We start from the raw sequence: 20740 nt of genomic DNA on the forward strand, positions 1-20740 counted from the left end.
CCAAACGTTAAATCCGCGGTGCAACCTGCGGTGTCGATTGAATCCGGGGTTGTGGCGCCTTATGACTGCGCGCTGGCATCGAGGAACAGCTCGTCGTGAAGTTCGCTTTCAAACTCCTGCAACTCACCGTGGCGGCCCTTCTGCTTGTATCGCCCGCGCAAGCTGCGACCGAGATCATGTGGTGGCACGCGATGTCGGGTGAGCTCGGCAAGCAGCTCGAGAAGCTCGCCGCCGATTTCAACACCTCGCAGTCCGACTACCGGATCGTGCCCGTCTACAAGGGCAACTACACCGAAACCGTCACCGCGGCGATCTTCGCCTTCCGCTCGCGCAGCCAGCCGGCGATCGTTCAGGTCAACGAGATCGCCACCGCAACCATGATGGCGGCGCGCGGCGCGATCTATCCGGTGTTCGAGCTGATGCGCGATCAATCGGAAGCGTTCGCGCCGTCGGCCTATCTGCCCGCGGTGGCCGGCTACTATGCCGATGTCGATGGCAACATGCTGTCGTTTCCGTTCAACGCCTCGACGCCGATCCTCTACTACAACAAGGATATGTTCCGTTCGGCCGGGCTCGATCCGAGCCAGCCTCCGAGGACCTGGCCGGAGCTCGGCATCGCGGCCAAGCGGTTGCGCGCCGCGGGCGCAATGTGCGGCGTGACCACGTCGTGGCCGTCCTGGATCAACGTCGAGAATTTCTCCGCCTTCCACAATCTGCCGATCGCGACCAAGGCCAACGGATTCTCCGGGCTCGATGCGCAGCTGATCTTCAACAACCCGCTGCTGGTGCGCCATATCGCGCAGCTCGCGCAGTGGCAGGCCGACAAGACCTTCGACTATAGCGGCCGCGGGCAGTTGGCCGAGCCGCGCTTCCAGAAGGGCGAGTGCGGCATCTTCATCGGCTCGTCGGGCACCCGCGCGGACATCAGGGCCAATTCGAAATTCGAGGTCGGCTACGGCATGATGCCGTACGATCCCGACGTGCAGGGCGCGCCGCAGAATTCGATCATCGGCGGCGCGACGCTGTGGGTGCTGCGCGACCGGCCGCGTGCCGAATACGCCGGGGTGGCGAAGTTCTTCGCCTATCTGTCGCGGCCGGAAGTCCAGGCCGCCTGGCACCAGAACACGGGTTACCTGCCGATTACCCGCGCCGCGTTCGATCTCACCCGCACGCAGGGCTTCTATGATCGCAATCCCGGCGCCTCGATGTCGATCGAGGAGGTCACGCTGAAGCCACCGACCGACAACTCGAAGGGCATCCGCCTCGGCTCGTTCGTCCTGATCCGCGATGTGATCGAGGAGGAGCTCGAGCAGGTGTTCGCCGGCAAGCGTTCGGCGCAGGCCGCGATGGACAACGCCGTCGAACGCGGCAACCGCCTGCTGCGCCAGTTCGAGCGCGCCAATCCGGACCGGTGAGGGTGCACACATCCTCCCTGGATGACGGAGAAGCAGTTGAACAAGCCTTTGCGCGGGGATGACGGGGATAGATTGGGCTACGAGATTCCTTGAAATGATATCCCTTCCATCCATCACCACCTACGACAGCTACCGCGCCTGGCGCAGCGACACGTCGCGCTGGCTGCCGGTCGCGCGCGATATTGCCGACGGCCATGGGCTGTTCTGGCGCACCCCGCATGTGTTCTCGACCGGCACCAATCTCGTCATCGGGCTCGACGGTGAGCTGATCCTGAAACTCTTCCCGCCGTTTCTGCGCCCGCAATTCATCTCCGAACGCGGCGCGCTGGCGGAGCTGCGCGGACGGCTCGGCTTTCCAATCCCCGACCTGGTCGCGGAGGGCGAGCGGGACGGCTGGCCGTATCTCGTCATCACCCGCCTGTCCGGCACCGTCGGCTCGGAGGTGTGGCCATCGCTGTCGGAGCCCGAGCGGGAGCGCGTGCTCGCCGAGATCGGCGCCGTGATCGCAGCGGTGCAGCGCGTGCCGCCAGGCCGGTTGCTAGCGATCGAGCCGCGCTGGGAGGCCTTCATGCGCGGGCAGATCGCGCAGTGCCGGGCGCGGCACGAGCGGCTCGGCCTGCCGGCGAAATTCCTCGCCGGGCTCGATGATCTCTTGCGAGACGCCGCCGAATTGATCCCGATGGCCGCGCCGCCGGTGATCCTGACCGGCGAATACATCCCGGAGAATTTCCTGCTGGGGCGCCGGGCCGACGGCTGGCACGTCGCCGGCCTGTTCGACTTCGGCGATGTCCGGACGGGCTGGGGCGAATACGACCTGCTCGGTCCCAGCGCCTTCATGGCCGCCGGGCATCCGCGGAGGGTGCGCAGCTTGTTCGACGGCTTTGGCATCGCATCTGCGGATTTGACGTTCGCGCTGAAGCGGCGGCTGATGGCGCTATTGATGCTGCACTGGGCCAGCGATCCGCTCCGGCACATCTGCATCGCCGGGTGGCCGGACCGGGTCGACGATTTCGTGCAATTGCAGGAGCTGATCTGGCCGGATTAGCTCTCTTGGCGGGCGGCCCTGATGGTCGGCCAGAAAGCGAGCAGCGCCTATTTTGTGCTTGTTTGTTAAGCAGGCGGCCTTGCTTTGTATGCAATAGGCGGCGGCTACTGCGGTCGGATCAAAATACCTCTGCCGTTTTCTCCCGCCTTTGCCGCGTGTTAGCGCCGACATAAGGATCCATTAAGGGTTGGCACAAACCTTGCGATCCCTGTTCCAAAGCCATTTTCAAAAAAGGCATTTGGAGCATCACATGAAGCGTCGCGATTTCCTCAAATCGGTGTCTGGACTGGCAGCGGGGGCGCTGGCGCCGACCGCGCCCGCGATCTGGTCGCCGGCCAAGGCCGACGCGCGCTCCGAGACGCTGCTGATCGTCTCCGAGGGTGGTCCCAACAATCTCGATATCCACGGCATCGGCACCAACGTGCCCGGCTACGAGGTGTCGTGGAATTGCTACGACCGGCTGATCAGCCACGAGATGAAGAGCGGTCCGGGCGGCGTGCCCTATTACGACCGCGACAAGTTCAAGGGTGAGCTCGCCGAGGACATGAAGATCGACGACATGTCGGTCACCTTCAAGCTGCGCAAGAACGCCAAATTCCACGACGGCACGCCGGTCACCGCGAAGGACGTCAAATGGTCGCTCGACCGCGCCGTCTCGGTCGGCGGGTTTCCGACCTTCCAGATGAGCGCGGGCTCGCTCACCAAGCCCGAGCAGTTCGTCGTCGTCGACGACTATACGGTGCGCGTCGACTTCCTCAGGAAGGACAGGCTGACGATCCCCGACCTCGCGGTGATCGTGCCCTGCGTCGTCAACTCCGAGCTGGTGAAGAAGAACGCGAGCGAAAAGGACCCGTGGGGTCTCGAATTCACCAAGCAGCAGACCGCGGGCTCCGGCGCCTACAAGGTGACCAAATGGACCGCCGGTACCGAAGTGGTCATGGAGCGCAACGACGATTGGGTCTGCGGTCCCTTGCCGAAGATCAAGCGCGTGATCTGGCGCATGGTGCCGCAGGCCGGCAACCGCCGTGCGCTGCTCGAGCGCGGCGACGCCGACATCTCCTATGAGCTGCCGTTCAAGGATTTCCAGGAGATGAAGACGAACGGCAAGCTCAACGTGGTCTCGCTGCCGTTCTCCAACGGCATCCAGTATATCGGCATGAACGTGACCAAGCCGCCGTTCGACAATCCGAAGGTGCGGCAGGCGATGGCCTACGCGATGCCGTATCAGAAGATCATGGATGCGGTGCTGTTCGGTCTCGCCAATCCGATGTTCGGCGCCTCAAAGGACAAGCCGACCGAAGTCGCCTGGCCGCAGCCGACAAAATACAACACCGATATGGAGAAGGCCAAGGCGCTGCTCGCCGAGGCCGGCTACGCCAACGGCTTCGAGACCACGATCTCGTTCGACCTGAATTTTGCGGGCGTCAACGAGCCGCTCTGCGTGCTGGTGCAGGAGAGCCTCGCGCAGCTCGGCATCAAGACCACGATCAACAAGGTGCCCGGCGCCAACTGGCGCACCGAGCTGAACAAGAAGGAAATGCCGCTGTTCACCAACGTGTTCTCGGGCTGGCTCGATTACCCCGAGTACTTCTTCTACTGGTGCTATCACGGCAACAATTCCGTCTTCAACACCATGAGCTACAAGTCGCCGGAGATGGACAGGCTGATCGACGGCGCGCGCACGGCTGCCGCAGCCGGCGACACCGCGGCCTATGACGCCGACGTCAAGGGCTTCGTCGATCTCGCCTACGCCGACATCCCGCGCATCCCGCTCTATCAGCCGTTCGTCAACGTCGCGATGCAGAAGAACATCTCGGGCTACCAATACTGGTTCCACCGCCGCCTCGACTACCGCGCAATGGCGAAGGGGTGAGGGCGCATGCTGATCGTCCGCGACACATCCGGAGGTGGTGTGGGTTCAGGTGAGGTGAGCACGCCTCTCAGGCTCCCTCCCCCCTTGCGGGGGAGGGTGGGGAGAGGGGTAAGCCGCGAACGCGCAAAGACGACATTAGGCGGGAAGGCGCCAAACCATTTCGCATCGTCACAAACAACTTCGCTGAGAATCCAATCCCGTTTGGCATCGGAGCAAGCGGTACCCCTCTCCCCAACCCTCCCCCGCAAGGGGGGAGGGAGCCCTGCCAGTCCCGTTGTGGCGTCGCAGCCAGAAACAGCGAGGCCAGCATGCTGACCCTGATCGGCAAGCGGCTGCTGTTCGCGATCCCGTCGCTGATCGGGGTTGTGATCGTGACGTTCCTCTTGACGCGCGCGCTGCCGGGCGATCCCGCGGCGTATTTTGCAGGGCCTGCGGCAACCAAAGAGGCGGTCGACCAGATCAGGAAGAAGCTCGGCTTCGACAAGCCGCTGATCGAGCAGTTCGTCCGCTACAGCAACGATCTCGCCCATGGCGATCTCGGCACCTCGCTGACCACCGGGCAGCCGGTCGCCGCCGAGCTGCGCAATCGCCTGCCGGCATCGGCCGAGCTCACTCTGCTTGGCCTCGTCGTCTCGATCGTAATCGCGATCCCGCTCGGCGTGCTGGCGGCGACACGGCCGGGCTCCTGGATCGACCATCTCTGCCGCGTCACCACGACGGCCGGCGTGTCGCTGCCGGTGTTCTTCACCGGGCTCGTGCTGGTCTATGTGTTCTACTTCCGGCTTGGCTGGGCGCCGGCGCCGCTCGGCCGGCTCGACGTGTTCACCAGCGCGCCGCCGACGGTCACCGGCTTCTATCTGATCGACACGCTGATCGCGCGCGACTTCGAGGCGTTCCGTTCGGCGCTCAGCCAATTGATCCTGCCGGCGGTGACGCTCGCAATCTTCTCGCTGGCGCCGATCGCGCGGATGACGCGCGCCTCGATGCTGGCGGTGCTGGCCTCCGATTTCGTCCGCACCGCGCGCGCCAGCGGCCTGTCGCCCGGCAAGGTGATCGTCACCTACGCCTTCCGCAACGCGATGCTGCCGGTCATCACCACGCTCAGCATGGTGTTCTCCTTCCTGCTCGGCGCCAACGTGCTGGTTGAGAAGGTGTTCGCCTGGCCCGGCATCGGTTCCTACGCGGTCGAGGCGCTGATCGCGTCCGACTTCGCGCCCGTGCAGGGATTCGTGCTGACCATGGCGGTCATGTACGTGCTGCTCAATCTCCTGATCGACATCCTCTATGGCGTGATCGATCCGCGCGTCAGGCTGGAAGGGTAGGGAGGACAGATGAGCAGCGTTGCCCCCACTGTTGAGCCGATCGGTCCCGCACGCACCTCCGGTCTCGCCGCGATCATTGAGCAAACCCGCTACGTCCTCGGCGAGAACAAGGTCACCGGCTTTGCCTTCGCGCTGCTGATCGTGATCCTGTTTGCCGCGCTGTTCGGGCCTTATGTGGTGCCGTACGACCCGCTCGCCTCTGATACCGCGGCCGCATTGAAGCCGCCGTCCGCCGCGCACTGGTTCGGTACCGACCAGCTCGGCCGCGACATCTTCAGCCGCGTCATCGTGGCTACACGGCTCGACACTTTCATCGCGGTCGCTTCCGTCGTGCTGGTGTTCCTGATGGGCGGGCTGGCCGGTATCGCCGCCGGCTATTTCGGCGGCTGGACCGACCGCATCGTCGGCCGCGTCGCCGATACCATCATGGCGTTTCCGCTGTTCGTGCTGGCGATGGGCATCGTCGCAGCGCTCGGCAACACCGTGCAGAACATCATCATCGCGACCGCGATCGTGAACTTCCCGCTCTATGCCCGCGTCGCGCGCGCCGAGGCAAACGTCCGCCGCAATGCCGGCTTCGTGCAGGCGGCGCGGCTCTCCGGCAATGGTGAGTACCGCATCCTGCTCGGGCACATTCTGCCGAACATCATGCCGATCATGATCGTGCAGATGTCGCTGACCATGGGCTATGCGATCCTCAACGCCGCGGGCCTGTCCTTCATCGGGCTCGGCGTCCGGCCGCCGACGGCGGAGTGGGGCATCATGGTTGCCGAGGGTGCGGGCTTCATGGTCTCAGGCGAATGGTGGATCGCGCTGTTCCCGGGCCTTGCGCTGATGATCGCGGTGTTCTGCTTCAATCTGCTCGGCGACGGCCTGCGCGACATCGTCGACCCGCAGCGGAGGACCTGATGACTGTCTCGGCACGGTGTCGCGCTACCTCGCCGCTACTTTGCATGGGGTTGTTTTGCGGATTTTTGGATGATGCATCGCATTGGGGGAGGCGGTCATGACCGCCCAGCCGCTGCTCGACGTCAGCGACCTCACGGTCGAGTTCACCACCCGCCGCGGCATCGTCAAGGCGGTGCAGCACGTCAATATCTCGGTCGGCAAGGGCGAGACCGTCGGCATCGTCGGCGAGTCCGGCTCCGGCAAGTCGGTGACCTCATATGCGGTGATGCGTATTCTCGATCGTGCCGGCCGGATCGCCGACGGCTCGGTGATGTTTTCAGGCATCGACGTCAAGGCGGCGACCGAGAGCCAGATGCGCGATTTGCGCGGCCGCGAAGTCTCGATGATCTTCCAGAATCCGCGCGCCGCCCTCAATCCGATCCGAAAGGTCGGGCATCAGATCGAGGATGTGCTGCGTCAGCATGTCCAGCAGGCGCAGGTCACCGACCGCGGCGAGAAGGCGATCGAGGCACTGGAGCAGGTCAAGATCGCGCGTCCGCGCGAGCGTTATCACGCCTATCCGTTCGAACTGTCAGGCGGCATGTGTCAGCGCGTCGTCATCGCGCTGGCACTCGCCTGCAACCCGCAGCTTCTGATTGCCGACGAGCCGACCACCGGCCTCGACGTCACCACCCAGAAGGCGGTGATGGACCTGATCGTCGAGTTGACCCGGCGCCGCGCGATGTCGACGATCCTGATCACGCATGATCTTGGTTTGGCTGCCGCTTATTGCGACCGCGTCGTGGTGATGGAGAAGGGCCGCGTGGTCGAAACCGCTGTCTCGGCCGACATCTTCGCGTCGCCGCAGCACGACTACACGAAGAAACTGATGCGCGCGACGCCGCGGCTCGGGGTGTCGCTGCGGGATCTGCTGCCGGAGGAAGAGACGAAGTCTCCGCAGCCTATCCCCGTCATGGCCGGGCTTGACCCGGCCATCCATCGACCTTCGCAAGACGCTTCTCCCTCGATGGACCCCCGGGTCAAGCCCGGGGGTGACGAGAGAACACGGCCCCTCCTGTCAGTCGAAAAACTCGTCAAGGAATATCCCCGCCAGGGCGCGGGCTCGGTGCTGGCAAAGCTGTTCGGTCGCAAGCCGCCGCTCGAGGAGGAGATCTTCCGCGCCGTCGATGGCATCAGCTTCTCGATTGATCACGGCGAGAGTGTCGGGCTGGTTGGCGAATCCGGCTGCGGCAAGTCGACGACATCGATGATGGTGATGCGGCTCTTGGACCAGACCTCCGGCCGCATCCTGTTCGACGGCGAGGACATCGGCGCCATCATGCCGCAGTCCTTCGCGCGGCTGCCGCGGCGCAGCCAGATCCAGATGGTGTTTCAGGATCCAACCGACAGCCTCAACCCGCGCTTCACCGCGACGCGCGCTATCGCGGACCCGATCATGCAGCTGGGCGATATCCGCGGGCGTGACGCGCTCCGCGACCGCTGCGAGGAGCTCGCGCGGCTGGTCGGTCTGCCGGTCAATCTGCTGGACCGTTTTCCGCACCAGCTTTCCGGCGGCCAGAAGGCCCGCGTCGGCATCGCGCGCGCGATCGCGCTGCACCCGAAGCTCGTCATCCTGGACGAGCCGACCGCGGCACTCGACGTCTCGGTGCAGGCGGTGGTGCTCAATCTGCTGCAGGACCTCAAGCAGTCGATGGGCATGAGCTATCTGTTCGTGTCGCACGATCTCAATGTGGTGCGCCTGCTGTGTGATCGCGTCATCGTGATGCGCGCCGGTCGCATCGTGGAGCAGGGCACGTCCGAACAAGTCTTGGGCAATCCGCAGGATGCCTATACAAGGGAGCTGCTGACGGCGATCCCGCATCCGCCGTTGCCGGTTGCTTGAGAAATTCATTGGGAGCGAAATGGCCGATCATCTCGACGACTACATGAACGCCGTCGCCCGTGCGATGGCGTTGCCGCTGGAAGACGCCTGGCGTCCCGCGGTGCGCGCCAATCTCGAGGCCTCGCTGCGGTTGGCGCGGCTGGTCGATGACTTCCCGCTGCCGGACGAGATCGTGTCCGCCGCGATCTATTCGACCTGAGACCGCGATGTCCGAAACTCCCACGTTCATGTCGGCCGCCGAAATCGCGCAGGCCGTATCAAGCCGCAAGATGACTGCCCTCGCAGCGACCGAAGCTGCGCTCGCGCGCATCGCGGCGCACGACAAGGTGCTCAACTCCTTCACCGACGTCACCGCCGATCGTGCGCGTGCCAGGGCCAGGGCAGTCGATGCCGCGCTCGCGGTAGGCCAATCGGTCGGCCCGCTCGCCGGCGTTCCCTTCGCGGTCAAGAACCTGTTCGACGTGCAGGGGCTCTCGACCCGCGCCGGCTCGAAGATCAACCGCGACCTGCCGCCGTCGCCGCGCGATGCCGCGCTGATCGAGCGGATGGAAGCGGCCGGCGCCGTGCTGGTCGGCGCGCTCAACATGGGCGAATACGCCTACGACTTCACCGGCGAGAACGTGCATGACGGCCCGTCGCGCAATCCGCATGACCCGACGCGGATGACCGGCGGCTCCTCGGGCGGCTCGGGCAGCGCCGTCGGCGGCGCGCTGGTGCCGATTGCGCTCGGCTCCGATACCAACGGCTCGATCCGCGTACCCTCGTCGTTCTGCGGCACCTTTGGCCTGAAGCCGACCTATGGCAGGTTGTCGCGCGCGCGGTCCTATCCGTTCGTCGCGAGCCTCGACCATCTCGGTCCGCTGGCGCGCAGCGTGAAGGATCTCGCGCTCGCCTATGACGCCATGCAGGGACCTGACGGCGATGATCCCGCCTGCATCGTGCAGTCGATCGAGCCGACCGTGCCGTTGCTTGCCAATGATGTCGGCCGGCTGCGCGTTGCGATCGCCGGCGGCTATTTCCAGCAGAACGTGTTTCCGGAGGCTGTCGAAGCGGTCGCACGCGTGGCGAAGGCGCTCGGTGCCACGCAGACAGTGGAGCTGCCGGAGGCGGCGCGCGCCCGCGCCGCGGCCTTCATCACCACCACCACCGAGGGTGCCGCACTGCATCTCGATCGCCTGCGCAAGCGTCCCAATGATTTCGATCCGGCGGTGCGCGACCGCTTCATCGCGGGTGCGATGGTCCCGGCCGTCTATGTCGACAAGGCGCAGAAATTCCGCCGCTGGTTCCGCGCCAAGGCAGCGGAGCTGTTCCAGTCGGTCGACGTGATCCTTGCGCCGGCGACGCCGTGCACCGCGCCGAAGCTCGGCCAGGTCAATTTCACGCTCGACGGCGTCGAGCTGCCGGTGCGCGCCAATATCGGCATCCACACCCAGCCGATCTCCTTTATCGGCTTGCCGGTCGTGGCCGTGCCGGTGCCGCTCGAGCCGATGCCGATCGGCGTGCAGATCATCGCCGCGCCCTGGCGCGAGGACATCGCGTTGCGGGTCGCCTACATGCTGGAACAGATGGGCGTTGCTGCGGCACCCGCACCGAGAGGACTCTGATATGGACATTGATCTTCCCGACGTGGTCGCCGAAGTCACCGCGCAGTTCCAGCGCTACGAGAAGGCGCTGGTGTCGAACGATGTCGCGGTGCTCGACGAGCTGTTCCGCAACGACAGCCGCACGCTGCGCTATGGCATCGGCGAGAACCTCTATGGCTATACCGAGATCATGGCGTTTCGCGCCGGGCGCTCGCCGGTCGGCCTGATGCGCAAGATCGACCGCACCGTGATCACGACCTATGGCCGCGACACCGCAATCGCCTCGACGCTGTTTTACCGGGACAGCACACCGGGTAGAGTGGGGCGGCAGATGCAGACGTGGATTCGCTTCCCCGAGGGCTGGAGAATCGTCGCGGCCCATGTCAGCGTCATCGACGAGCCCAAGACTACTTGAACAACGGCGTTTGAACCGGACTGCTTGAAAGGACGCTTGAGGCATGAGCCTGGACGATCTTCCGACGCGTATGCCGCCGGGCGCCGAGCCCGACGCGGCCGTGCGCCGCGTCGATCGCCCGTCGTCGCTCACCGACAAGATCACCCGCGCCGAAGAGCTGCGGCTGCAACTCGCCGACGAGATCGTGCGCGGCACGCTGCCGCCGGGCGCCGGGCTCGACGAGACCGACCTCGCGCGCCGCTTCAACGTCTCCCGCACGCCGGTGCGCGAGGCGCTGCGGCAGCTTGCCGCCAGCGGCCTGATCGATGCCCGCGCCCATCGCGGCGCGGTGGTGGCGCGGCCGTCCCTTGAAAGGCTCACCGGCATGTTCGAGGCGATGGCCGAGCTGGAGGCGATGTGCGCCGGCCTTGCCGCCGAGCGGATGACGCCGGCGGAGCGCCACGCGCTGGAAGCGGTCCATGAGGAGCTGCGGGTCTTGAGCTACACCGGCAATCCCGAGCGCTTCCACGAGGTCAATGAGCGCTTCCACAACGCGATCTACGCCGGATCGCAGAACGCCTATATCGCCGAGATCACCCTGGCGACCCGCGTGCGCGTGCAGCCATTCCGCCGCGCCCAGTTCCGCAACCTCGGGCGGCTGGCAAAATCCCACGCCGAGCACGACCGCGTCGTCGTCGCCATCATGCGCGGCGACAAGCCAGGTGCCGCCGCCGCAATGCGCGCCCATATCGAGCAGGTGCGCGGCGAATACGAGACCTACGCGGTGTCGGTGTAAGGCACGACCAGAGCAGGCTGCAAAGAAAGGGCGTCACCTTGAGCCATGACGAATCCAAGATTGCTGCAGCGCGCCGAAGCATATTTGAAGCTGCGCAAGATATGCTCGCGGGACGGCTTTCGTACATCGAAGGAGCAAGAAAAATCTGTCCAGCCCGCTTCGCGTGGGGGCTGGATGAATGGGACCCGGATTTGGTGCCCTTCGTCGGCATTTTCTCCGAAACGGATGCGCTGCCGGTGGGCGATGAGAGATCACTCTGGCAAAAGTCGGCGCTGGAGGCTCTTGCGCCGGAGATAGCTCGAATGGAGGCTTGGGCCCGGAAATTTGGAGAGCCTCATTCTAAAAGCCTCGTAGAGCGTTTTTCCTGCGGAGAAATTGAATTGTAGCGGCGAGTATGGAGCCCTCCTTACCTCGCCCCGCTTGCGGGGAGAGGTCGGATCGCATCGTTAGATGCGATCCGGGTGTGGGGGGACAGGTCTTTCGGTAGTCACGGAACGTTGAGAGAAGCCCCTCCCCGCAAGAGCGGGGCGAGGGAGCACACCATTCCCGCGGTTACGCCTTCACCTTCTCCGCCATGAACGCCCGCCAACCGCCATAGGCGGAAATATCCTTCGCGCCGTTGATTGCGGCGGGCTCGACGATGAAGCCCTTGGCCTGCCGTCCGTCGGCGAGCCTGATCGTGCCGATCGAGAGCGGCGGCGGAATCGCGGCAACGAATTTTCCGAACGCGGCCGGCGACATCGCCCAGAGCTCGAGCTTGATCGCGTGTCCTGCGTCGCCCTCGATGCGCAGCATGCCGGGCTTCGGCGGCGTGGTGTCGAGTGCGTAGAGCCTGTAGTCCGGCGCGGTGACCGCCTCCTCGAGCAGGCGCGCATCCAGCGTCGTCAGCTCGTGGTTCAGCGCCATGCCGGAGAGATGCGCGCCGACCACTGCGATGGTGATCTCGTCGGCCCCGGCCTGCGCCGGCACTGCGGCGAGCGGTGGCTGCGGCAGCGCCTTGGCGCCGATGGCAAGTCCGGTGTCGGCGTGGAACACGCGGCCGATGCCGGCAAGCTCGGCATCGCGGCCGGCGGGCGCGAGCAGCGTGATGCCGAACGGCGCACCGTCGGGCCGCATCGCCGCCGGCAGCGCGAGGCCGCAGAGATCGAGCAGGTTGACGAAATTGGTGTAGGTGCCGAGCCGCGAGTTCAGCTCGATCGGGTTGGCCAGCACGTCAGCGGTGGAATAGACGGTCGGGGCCGTCGGCAGCACGATCGCGCCACACTGCGCAAAGGTGCGCTCGGCGACACGGCGCAGCGCCTGCAGGCGGTACAGCGCAGTGAACGTATCCGCCGCCGTGAGCCGCGCTCCGCCGATCGTGATCTCGCGCGTCACCGGATGGATTGCGTCCGGCGACGACGCCAAGAGGTCACGGATCACGAGATAGCGCTCGGCGACCCACGGCCCCTCATAGAGCAGCCGCGCGGTTTCGTAGAACGGCTCGAGATCGAACTCGACGAGGTCGGCGCCAAGCGACTGCCAGCGCTTGCATGCCTCGCCATAGGCTTTCTCGGCCTCGCGGTCGCCGAAGAAGATCAACTGACCGCTTTTGGGAATGCCGAGCTTCAGCTTGGCCGGAAACGTTGCCAGTGATGCCAGCGGCCGGTCGCGCGAGAACGGATCGGCTTCATCCGGCCTGGCCATCACGGCGAGCGCGGCCATCGCATCGTCGACGGTCAGCGAGAACACCGAGATGCAGTCGAGCGTTCGGCACGCAGGCACGAGTCCCGCGTTCGAGATCAGCCCGAGGCTCGGCTTGAGGCCGACGATGTTGTTGAGCATCGCCGGCACCCGGCCGCTGCCGGCGGTGTCGGTGCCGAGCGACAGCGCGACCAGTCCCGCGGATACCGCGACCGCGGAGCCCGAGCTCGATCCGCCGGGCACGAGATCGCCGCGCACCGGATTTTTGGGAATGCCGTAGGGCGAACGCACGCCGACCAGGCCGGTGGCGAACTGGTCGAGATTGGTCTTGCCGATGATGATGGCGCCGGCCGCGCGCAGCCGGGCGACCGCGGTGGAGTCGTGCGCCGGCATGTAGGAGAAGGCCGGGCAGGCTGCGGTGGTCGGCAGGCCCTTGACGTCGATATTGTCCTTCACGGCGACCGGCACGCCGTAGAGCGGCAGCGTCGGGTCGGCGAGGCGCCCGGCCTCGGCGAGCGCCTCCTTTTCGTCGCGCAGGCTGATGAAGATGGCGGGATCGTTGTGCTCGCGGATGCGCTGGTAGCTGCGCGCCACCGTTTGGGCCGGCGTCATGGTCCCGGCGCGATGCGAGGCGACGATCGCGGCGACAGTTTCAGTCACGTGGTTGGCCCCGTCTGTTGAGCGGCAAGGCATCGGATGTCCTGCGCGAGGGAATTGTAGCCTGATCGAAGCAAGCAATGTGCCATTGTGTACAATTCGAATGCGCTCGCGTCACGGCAAATTATTGTACGATATCAATTGTTTGAAGCGGTCGCCAGCAACTGCTGCAGACTCGCCTGCGAATGCTTCTGCCTAATCTTAGGGCAGGTCTGATCAAGCCGAAATCTGAGCCGGAGGTCAGGTGAAGCAGGCAAGGATCTGCAGCAGCCGCTCGCGGTTTTCCTTGCCGATCTTCGCGGCGACATGCCGCTCGTGCTCGGCGGCGAGCCGCTTGAACTGGGCCAGCGCGGTCCTGCCGCGCGCGGTCAAATGCAGCGCATGGGTGCGGCGGTCGGTGGCGGAGGGGATACGGCTGACGAAGTCGCGTTCTTCCAGGCTGTCGAGCAGATGAACCAGCCGCGCGCGCTCGATCCCGAGCCGCTTGGCCACCGCCATCTGGCTCAGGCCCGGATTGGCGCCGATCACGGTCATGACCGAATATTGGGTCGGACGGATATCGGCCGCCGCCAGCGTCTTGATGAAGTCCTGGAAGATCCAGAGTTGGAAGCGCCGCACCGCGTAGCCGGCGTGGCCGGCCAGCGCGTCGAGGCCGATCTCGTCGCCGTTGTCGCCGCGATGTGCCCGGCCGTTCGCCGCCCGCGCCTGGGGGCGGCGGATTGCCGCTCCGGTTCCTGCCGCCTTGCGCAACGTCTTTTGCTGGCTTGCCATGGCGGCGATGCTAGCGCGCCCGAGGCGCAAGGGAAAGATTGTTGTTGACGACAACAATTGTTGCTCGCAACTTTGTAGCCAAAGAGCCCGGCCGGGACCGCGATGCTGCACGATGTTGCAGCGCGGTCCTGCAAGATGCGGGCGAGGAGGAAATTATGACGATGGCCGCCAGCGCAGACAATCCAGACCGCCTGTTCGCGACGCCCGCGATCGTTGCCGACCGCCGTCAAGACGGCAGCATCCTGGTTCGATCCACCATGCCGCTGAAGCAAGGTGCCCGCTGCATCGGCGACTGGCTGGAGCATTGGGCGCGGCAGGCGCCGGATCGCATCTTCCTCGGCGAGCGCGCCAGTGCCGAGGCGCCCTGGAGCACGGTCAGCTATCGCGATGCGCTCGGAATCGTGCGCCGCGCTGCATCGTGGGTGCTGGCGCAAGGGCTGAGCGCCGACCGGCCGCTCGTCATCCTGTCCGACAACGGCATCGATCACGCACTGTTTGCGCTCGCCGCCCAGCATGTCGGCGTGCCTTCGGCCGCGATCTCGCCGGCCTATTCGCTGATGTCGCGGGATTTCGACAAGCTGAAGAGCATGATCGAACTGCTCGATCCCGGCGCGATCTATGTCACGGGCACAAAGCTGTTCGCGCCGGCACTTGCCGCGATCGAGCCGCTGCATCGGGCGACCCTCGTCAGCGGCAATCCCGGCGATGCCGACGCAATGCCGTTCCGCACCGTCGCAACGACGCCGGAAGCGCCCGAGATTGCAAAAGCCTTCGCGGCGGTGACGCCGGACACGATAGCAAAATTCCTGTTCACCTCGGGCTCGACAGGCACGCCGAAGGCCGTGATCAACACCCAGCGCATGCTGACATCGAGCCAGCAGGCCAAGGCGCAGACCTGGACGTTCCTGGATCAGTCCGGTGGCGAGCTTGTGATCCTGGACTGGCTGCCCTGGAGCCACACCTTCGGCGCCAATCACAATTTCAATCTGGTGCTGCGCAACGGCGGCACGCTCTATATCGACGGCGGCAAGCCGGCGCCCGGCCTGTTCGCGACCTCGCTCGCCAATCTGCGCAGCGTGGTGCCGACGGTCTATTTCAACGTGCCGCGCGGCTTCGACATGCTGATCGCGGCGCTCCGCACCGATGGCGAGCTGCGCCGCAAATTCTTCGAAGGAACCAAATTCGCCTTCTATGCCGGCGCGGCGCTGCCGCCGAATCTGTGGGACGCGCTGGAGGAATTGTCGCTGCAAACCGTGGGGCGGCGCTTGCCGATGGTGTCGGCCTGGGGCTCGACCGAAACCTCGCCGCTCGCGACCGATTGTCACTTCCTCGCCAAACGCTCCGGCAATATCGGCGTGCCGATCCCCGGCACCGAACTCAAGCTCGTGCCGTCGGGCGACAAGCTCGAGGTGCGCGTGCGCGGGCCCAATGTCACGCCGGGTTACTGGAAGGCGCCCGGGCTCACCGCCGAGGCCTTCGACGACGAGGGCTTTTACAAGATCGGCGACGCCGTCACCTTCGCCGATCCTGACAGGCCCGATCTTGGCCTGTTCTTCGACGGCCGCGTCGCCGAGGATTTCAAGCTCAATTCAGGAACCTGGGTCAGCGTCGGCACCTTGCGCGTCGCGGGCATCGCGGCACTGGCCCCGCTTGCGCAGGACATCGTCGTCACTGGTCATGGCCGCGACGAGGTGCGGTTCCTGGTGTTTCCGAACATTGCCGCCTGCCGCGCACTGGCGGAACTTTCCGAGAGCGCCGACGTGCGAGAGGTGATCAGCCATCCTGCGATCCGCTCCGCGATCGGGCAGGGGCTGGCAAAACTGAAGGCGCAAGGCGGCCATTCCTCCGGCCACGCCACCCGTGCGCTGCTGCTGGCCGAGCCCGCCTCGGTCGATGGCGGGGAGATCACCGACAAGGGCTACATCAACCAGCGCGCCGTGCTGACGCGCCGCGCCGCAGCAGTGGCGGTCCTGGAGGACGGCGCGTCGGCCGAGCCGATCGCCTGCGCGGGCTCGTGACGTGATTTGTACCGGTAGGGTGCTGGCAGGGCGCCACGTACACCGCCGTCGTCCCTGCGAAAGCAGGGACCCATATTCCGCGGCCGACGTTGTGTACAAAGGTCGTCGTTCCGCTGGCGCGCAATAATCAGCATTGGTGGTCATGGGTCCCGGCTCGGAGGCCGGGACGACACCGAGTTTGTGGAACGTCTGGCGGACCATACACTTGAGCCGTCCGCACCGGTTCCCCGGAGCCTTGCCCCGCAAGGGTTCGTATTTTTAGTTGCCATGGCAACTAAGCTGTGCGAGTTTCCGTGCCAATCGGGACAGGGCCGGTCAACGGCCACGCGTTTGGGAGGAAAATGTTGCGCAGCAGCGCGCGAGCGGCACGCATGGAAGACCGGGCGAATATCGCGGTGGCGCAGGGTGCCGCCGTACGGTCAGGTCGTGCTTTGCCCGGTCACGGCGCCGAGATTCTCGTGCAACCGGCGCAACAGGTCGATCAGCACCTCGCGCTCGTCCTTTTTCAGGCACGACAGCAGCCGCCGCTCGCGCTCCAGCGCCGCGACGATCACCTTGTCGTGGATGGCGCGGCCGCGCGCGGTCAGCGTGATCGAATGGGTGCGGCCGTCGTCGGGCGCCGTGCGGATCGTCAAAAGCCCGCGCTTCTGCAGCGCCGCGAGGTTGCGGCTGACCGGGCCCTTGTCGAAGCCGATCACCTGACAGATCCGCGAGGCCGGAATCCCCGGCTCGATCGCCAGTTGCGAGATGATTCGCCACTCGGTGACGTTGACGCCAAAGTTCTTCTGGTAAAAGGCGGTGGCGCTGTTCGACAGCTTGTTGCCGATGAAGGTGATGAACGCCGGCACATAGCGATTGAGGTCCAGCAGCGGGCCGTCGGTGGCGTCTGCGGGATCGGCCGGTCTCGGCCGGCGGGGCTTTCGGGGGAGGGGCTGACTGCTCATTTCTCAAATCATCGCTGCGAAACTGCTCGGGAGCAATAGACATGCGGCCCGTGTTGACAAGATCAAACCTCGGGAGGTCCCGATGACTGCAACGGCAGGGACGTCCGTCCCGCACCTCGACGTCGATCCGTTTGCGCTCGAATTCTTCGCTGATCCGTTCCCGACCCATGAGCGGCTGCGCGAGGCCGCACCCGTGGTCTATCTCGACAAGTTGAACGTCTACGGCGTGGCCCGCTATGCCGAGGTCCATGCGGTCCTGAACGATCCCGCGACCTTCTGCTCCAGCCGCGGCGTCGGCCTCAGCGACTTTTCCAAGGAGAAGCCGTGGCGGCCGCCGAGCCTGATCCTGGAGGCCGACCCGCCGGCGCATACCCGCACCCGCACGGTGCTAAGCTCGGTGCTGTCAGCGACCGTGATGAAGCAGCTTCGCGGGCGATTTTCCGCCGCCGCGGAGGCCCGCGTCGATGTGCTGTTGGAGAAGCGCCGTTTCGACGCGATCGAGGACCTTGCGGACGCCTATCCGCTGTCGATCTTCCCGGATGCGCTGGGCTTGCGGCCGGAGGGCCGCGAGCATCTGCTGCCTTACGCAAGCCTGGTGTTCAACGCCTTCGGGCCGCCGAACGAGCTCCGCAAGCAGGCGATCGAGCGCTCGGCGCCGCATCAGGCCTATATTGCCGAGCAGTGTCAGCGCGACAATCTCACCCCGGGCGGCATCGGGGCCTGCATCCACGCCCATGTCGATAGCGGTGCCATTACCGCGACCGAGGCGCCGCTGCTGGTGCGCTCGCTGCTATCGGCCGGTCTCGACACCACCGTCAACGGCATCGGTGCCGCCGTCTACTGCCTTGCCCGCTTCCCCGACCAGTTCGAGAGGCTGCGCGGCGACCCGACGCTGGCGCGCAACGCTTTCGAGGAAGCCGTGCGGTTCGAAAGTCCGGTCCAGACGTTCTTCCGCACCACGACCCGCGACGTCGAGCTCAGTGGCGCCAGCATCCCCGAAGGCGAGAAGGTGCTGATGTTCCTGGCTGCGGCCAATCGTGATCCGCGCCGCTGGGAACAGCCCGATAGCTACGACATCACGCGTCGTACGTCGGGCCATGTCGGCTACGGTTCGGGCATCCATATGTGTGTCGGCCAACTTGTCGCCCGCCTCGAAGGCGAAGTGATGATGGCGGCGCTCGCGCGTCGTGTCGCCAAGATCGAAATATCAGGCGAGCCAAAGCGCCTTTTCAACAACACACTGCGCGGGCTCAGCAGCCTGCCGGTCGAGATCACGCCGGCCTGACGAGAAGCTCAATACCGGCAAAGGTTGGTTGAGGAAACAGGGGAGTGGATAGGATGAGGGGCTTCGGAGTTGGGCGATTTAGGATTGGACTTGCGCTGGCACTGGCCTGCGCCGCAGGCAGCGCACGCGCGGAGATTTCCGGCGATGTGGTGCGCGTCGGCGTGCTCAACGACATTTCCGGCATCTTCCAGGACACCAACGGCATGGGCTCGGTGGAAGCCGCGCGCATGGCGGCGGAGGATTTCAACGGCGGGGCTAAGGGCATCAAGGTCGAGATCGTCTATGCCGATCACCAGAACAAGGCCGACGTCGGATCTGCGATCGCGCGCAAATGGCTCGATGTCGAAGGCGTCGATGCCATTGTCGACGTGCCGAACTCGGCCGTCGGCCTCGCCATCAACACCATCCTGCGCGATAGCAGGATGACGTTCCTGGCGTCGTCGACCGCAAGCTCCGATCTCACCGGCAAGGCCTGCTCGCCGAACACCATTCAATGGGTCAACGACGCCTGGGCGACCGGCAACACCACCGCGGCCGCGATGATGCAGCGCGGCGGCAAGGACTGGTATTTTGTGACCGTCGACTACGCACTCGGCAAAGGCATTGAAGCTGAAGCGACGAACTATATCGAGAAGCACGGCGGCAAGGTCCTGGGATCGAGCAAGCATCCGCTCGGCACATCGGACTTCGCGTCCTTTCTGCTGCAGGCGCAGAACTCGAAAGCAAAGGTGATCGGGCTCGCCAATGCCGGCGGCGACACCATCAACGCGGTGAAGCAGGCGGCCGAGTTCGGCATCCAGCAGGGCGGCCAGACCATGGTCGCGTTCCTGCTGTTCGTGAACGACGTCCACGGCATGGGCCTGAAGGTCGCGCAGGGCCTGCAGCTGCTGGAGGCCTTCTACTGGGACATGAATGACGACACCCGCGCGTTTGCAAAACGCTTCGCCGCGCGTCCCGGCATGAACGGCAAGATGCCGAGCGGCAACCAGGCCGGCGTCTATGCCGCGACGCTCGCCTACCTCAACGCGGTTGCCGCCACCGGCAGCGACGACGCCAAGGCCGTGGTGCCGCAGATGAAGACCTTCAAGGGCATGGACAAGCTGTTCGGCGAGACCGCGATCCGCCAGGACGGCCGCGTCGTCCACCCGATGTACCTGTTCGAGGTGAAGAAGCCGGAGGAGTCGAAATACCCTTACGACTATTACAAGCTGATCGCGACCATCCCTGCCGACCAGGCCTTCCGCCCGCTGGCCGATGGCGGCTGCTCGCTGGTGAAGTGAGGCGCGCTCCGTTTGCCTCGCCCCGCTTGCGGGGAGAGGATGACGCGCTCGAAGAGCGCGGCGGGTGAGGGGGACCCTCCACGAGTCGCAATCGTGGATGGAGCCCCTCACCCCGACCCTCTCCCCGTAAGAACGAGGAGAGGGAGAAGACCTACGCCGCCTTCGGGCTCGCTGCACCGTCCGTCACCTTCACCCGCGCCAGCATCTCGGCCGCCGTCATCACATGCGCTGTCGAGAACGCGAGGATCGTCAGCGTGGCGCGATGCACCTGCTCGGCTGACAGAGCGCCCTGGCCGACATCCGGATAGTCGAACGTGCCCGTCGCATCCGACAGGAAGACCACCTTGTAATTGTGGAACATGGCGTCCCGCGCGGTGGCGTGGCAGCAGTTCTCGGTCGTCGTCCCTGAAATGATGACCGTCGTGATGCCCCATTCGCGCAGGATGAGGTCGAGGTCGGTGGCGAAGAACGCGCTGTAGCGGTGCTTCTTGATGACGTGCTCGCTCGGCGCGGGTGCGAGGTCATTGAAGATCTCGACGCCCGCGGTGCCATCGACCAGCGACGACCGGTCGGCGATGGGCGAATAGAGATCGTCATAGAGCCCCATGTCGCTGCCGTCGCGGCGATGCACATGCGCGGTGTAGATGACGCGGATGCCCTTGTCGCGACAGGCCTTCAGCGTTTGCGCCAGCCGGGGCACCATGGCGGCCGCTTGCGCGGAACGCAGCTTGGCGCCCTCGGCCACGAAATCGTTCTGCATGTCGACAACGATCATGACGGTTCGGGCGGGATCGATGATGTCGCATTGGTAGCCCATGTGGTGTCTCCTCTTCTAAAGGGAGATATTTCTACATCCCCCGCGGCAGCCGTTCTTGGCTGCGCCGGC

Annotated in this window: 18 protein-coding genes; 14 read left to right on the top strand and 4 right to left on the bottom strand. The window is 65.3% G+C overall.

Going from position 1 to position 20740, the window contains the following annotated elements:
* The first annotated feature begins 176 nt into the window (after window positions 1-176).
* The 11 genes from ugpB (at window position 177) to G6P99_RS05100 (ending at window position 11605) form a co-directional block, all read left to right on the top strand.
* A complete protein-coding gene (gene ugpB, locus G6P99_RS05050; protein ID WP_245284778.1) occupies window positions 177-1415 on the top strand; it encodes a sn-glycerol-3-phosphate ABC transporter substrate-binding protein UgpB in 1239 nt (412 codons plus the stop codon).
* Window positions 1416-1509: 94 nt separating this feature from the next.
* Window positions 1510-2460, top strand: a complete 951-nt coding sequence (locus tag G6P99_RS05055; RefSeq protein WP_198031208.1) for an aminoglycoside phosphotransferase family protein — start codon at window positions 1510-1512, stop codon at window positions 2458-2460.
* Window positions 2461-2710: 250 nt separating this feature from the next.
* Window positions 2711-4333 (top strand): ABC transporter substrate-binding protein, encoded by a 1623-nt coding sequence (locus G6P99_RS05060; RefSeq protein ID WP_165127480.1) that lies wholly within the window; start codon window positions 2711-2713, stop codon window positions 4331-4333.
* Between the two features lie 308 nt (window positions 4334-4641).
* Window positions 4642-5655 carry an ABC transporter permease gene (locus G6P99_RS05065; RefSeq protein WP_029082951.1) on the top strand — a complete coding sequence of 338 codons (1014 nt, stop codon included), beginning with the start codon at window positions 4642-4644 and terminating at the stop codon, window positions 5653-5655.
* A 9-nt stretch (window positions 5656-5664) separates the two neighbouring features.
* Complete coding sequence (locus G6P99_RS05070) at window positions 5665-6564, top strand: ABC transporter permease (protein ID WP_165127482.1); 900 nt, start codon at window positions 5665-5667, stop codon at window positions 6562-6564.
* Between the two features lie 97 nt (window positions 6565-6661).
* Window positions 6662-8446 carry a dipeptide ABC transporter ATP-binding protein gene (locus tag G6P99_RS05075; RefSeq protein ID WP_029082949.1) on the top strand — a complete coding sequence of 595 codons (1785 nt, stop codon included), beginning with the start codon at window positions 6662-6664 and terminating at the stop codon, window positions 8444-8446.
* Window positions 8447-8465: 19 nt separating this feature from the next.
* Window positions 8466-8645: a DUF4089 domain-containing protein gene (locus G6P99_RS05080; protein WP_029082948.1), complete on the top strand. Its 180-nt coding sequence runs from the start codon at window positions 8466-8468 to the stop codon at window positions 8643-8645.
* Window positions 8646-8652: 7 nt separating this feature from the next.
* Window positions 8653-10050 (top strand): AtzE family amidohydrolase, encoded by a 1398-nt coding sequence (locus G6P99_RS05085; RefSeq protein ID WP_029082947.1) that lies wholly within the window; start codon window positions 8653-8655, stop codon window positions 10048-10050.
* A gap of 1 nt (window position 10051) precedes the next feature.
* Window positions 10052-10444: an oxalurate catabolism protein HpxZ gene (gene hpxZ / locus G6P99_RS05090; protein ID WP_029082946.1), complete on the top strand. Its 393-nt coding sequence runs from the start codon at window positions 10052-10054 to the stop codon at window positions 10442-10444.
* Window positions 10445-10487: 43 nt separating this feature from the next.
* Complete coding sequence (locus G6P99_RS05095; RefSeq protein ID WP_029082945.1) at window positions 10488-11219, top strand: GntR family transcriptional regulator; 732 nt, start codon at window positions 10488-10490, stop codon at window positions 11217-11219.
* 38 nt (window positions 11220-11257) lie between these two features.
* Window positions 11258-11605 (top strand): DUF2489 domain-containing protein, encoded by a 348-nt coding sequence (locus G6P99_RS05100; protein ID WP_156928760.1) that lies wholly within the window; start codon window positions 11258-11260, stop codon window positions 11603-11605.
* 166 nt (window positions 11606-11771) lie between these two features.
* Here the strand turns inward: G6P99_RS05100 and atzF are convergent, their stop codons facing one another.
* Both atzF and G6P99_RS05110 read right to left on the bottom strand, forming a co-directional pair.
* Complete coding sequence (gene atzF / locus G6P99_RS05105) at window positions 11772-13592, bottom strand: allophanate hydrolase (RefSeq protein ID WP_051346519.1); 1821 nt, start codon at window positions 13590-13592, stop codon at window positions 11772-11774.
* 204 nt (window positions 13593-13796) lie between these two features.
* Window positions 13797-14327, bottom strand: a complete 531-nt coding sequence (locus G6P99_RS05110; protein ID WP_051346518.1) for a MarR family winged helix-turn-helix transcriptional regulator — start codon at window positions 14325-14327, stop codon at window positions 13797-13799.
* Window positions 14328-14482: 155 nt separating this feature from the next.
* On the opposite strand from G6P99_RS05110, the gene G6P99_RS05115 reads away from it, so the two are divergent.
* Entirely contained in the window at window positions 14483-16345 is a 1863-nt protein-coding gene (locus G6P99_RS05115) for a feruloyl-CoA synthase (protein ID WP_029082942.1), read from the top strand.
* A gap of 419 nt (window positions 16346-16764) precedes the next feature.
* Here G6P99_RS05115 and G6P99_RS05120 read toward each other — a convergent pair whose 3' ends face one another.
* Window positions 16765-17289, bottom strand: coding sequence for a MarR family winged helix-turn-helix transcriptional regulator (locus G6P99_RS05120; RefSeq protein ID WP_029082941.1), 525 nt, complete (start codon window positions 17287-17289; stop codon window positions 16765-16767).
* Window positions 17290-17371: 82 nt separating this feature from the next.
* On the opposite strand from G6P99_RS05120, the gene G6P99_RS05125 reads away from it, so the two are divergent.
* Both G6P99_RS05125 and G6P99_RS05130 read left to right on the top strand, forming a co-directional pair.
* Window positions 17372-18574, top strand: coding sequence for a cytochrome P450 (locus G6P99_RS05125; protein ID WP_165127484.1), 1203 nt, complete (start codon window positions 17372-17374; stop codon window positions 18572-18574).
* 53 nt (window positions 18575-18627) lie between these two features.
* A complete protein-coding gene (locus tag G6P99_RS05130) occupies window positions 18628-19854 on the top strand; it encodes an ABC transporter substrate-binding protein (RefSeq protein WP_035977477.1) in 1227 nt (408 codons plus the stop codon).
* Window positions 19855-20005: 151 nt separating this feature from the next.
* Here G6P99_RS05130 and G6P99_RS05135 read toward each other — a convergent pair whose 3' ends face one another.
* A complete protein-coding gene (locus G6P99_RS05135; protein WP_029082938.1) occupies window positions 20006-20671 on the bottom strand; it encodes an isochorismatase family protein in 666 nt (221 codons plus the stop codon).
* Window positions 20672-20740: the final 69 nt, after the last annotated feature.

The sequence above is a fragment of the Bradyrhizobium sp. 6(2017) genome (genome assembly GCF_011058295.2).
Lineage (GTDB): Bacteria > Pseudomonadota > Alphaproteobacteria > Rhizobiales > Xanthobacteraceae > Bradyrhizobium > Bradyrhizobium septentrionale.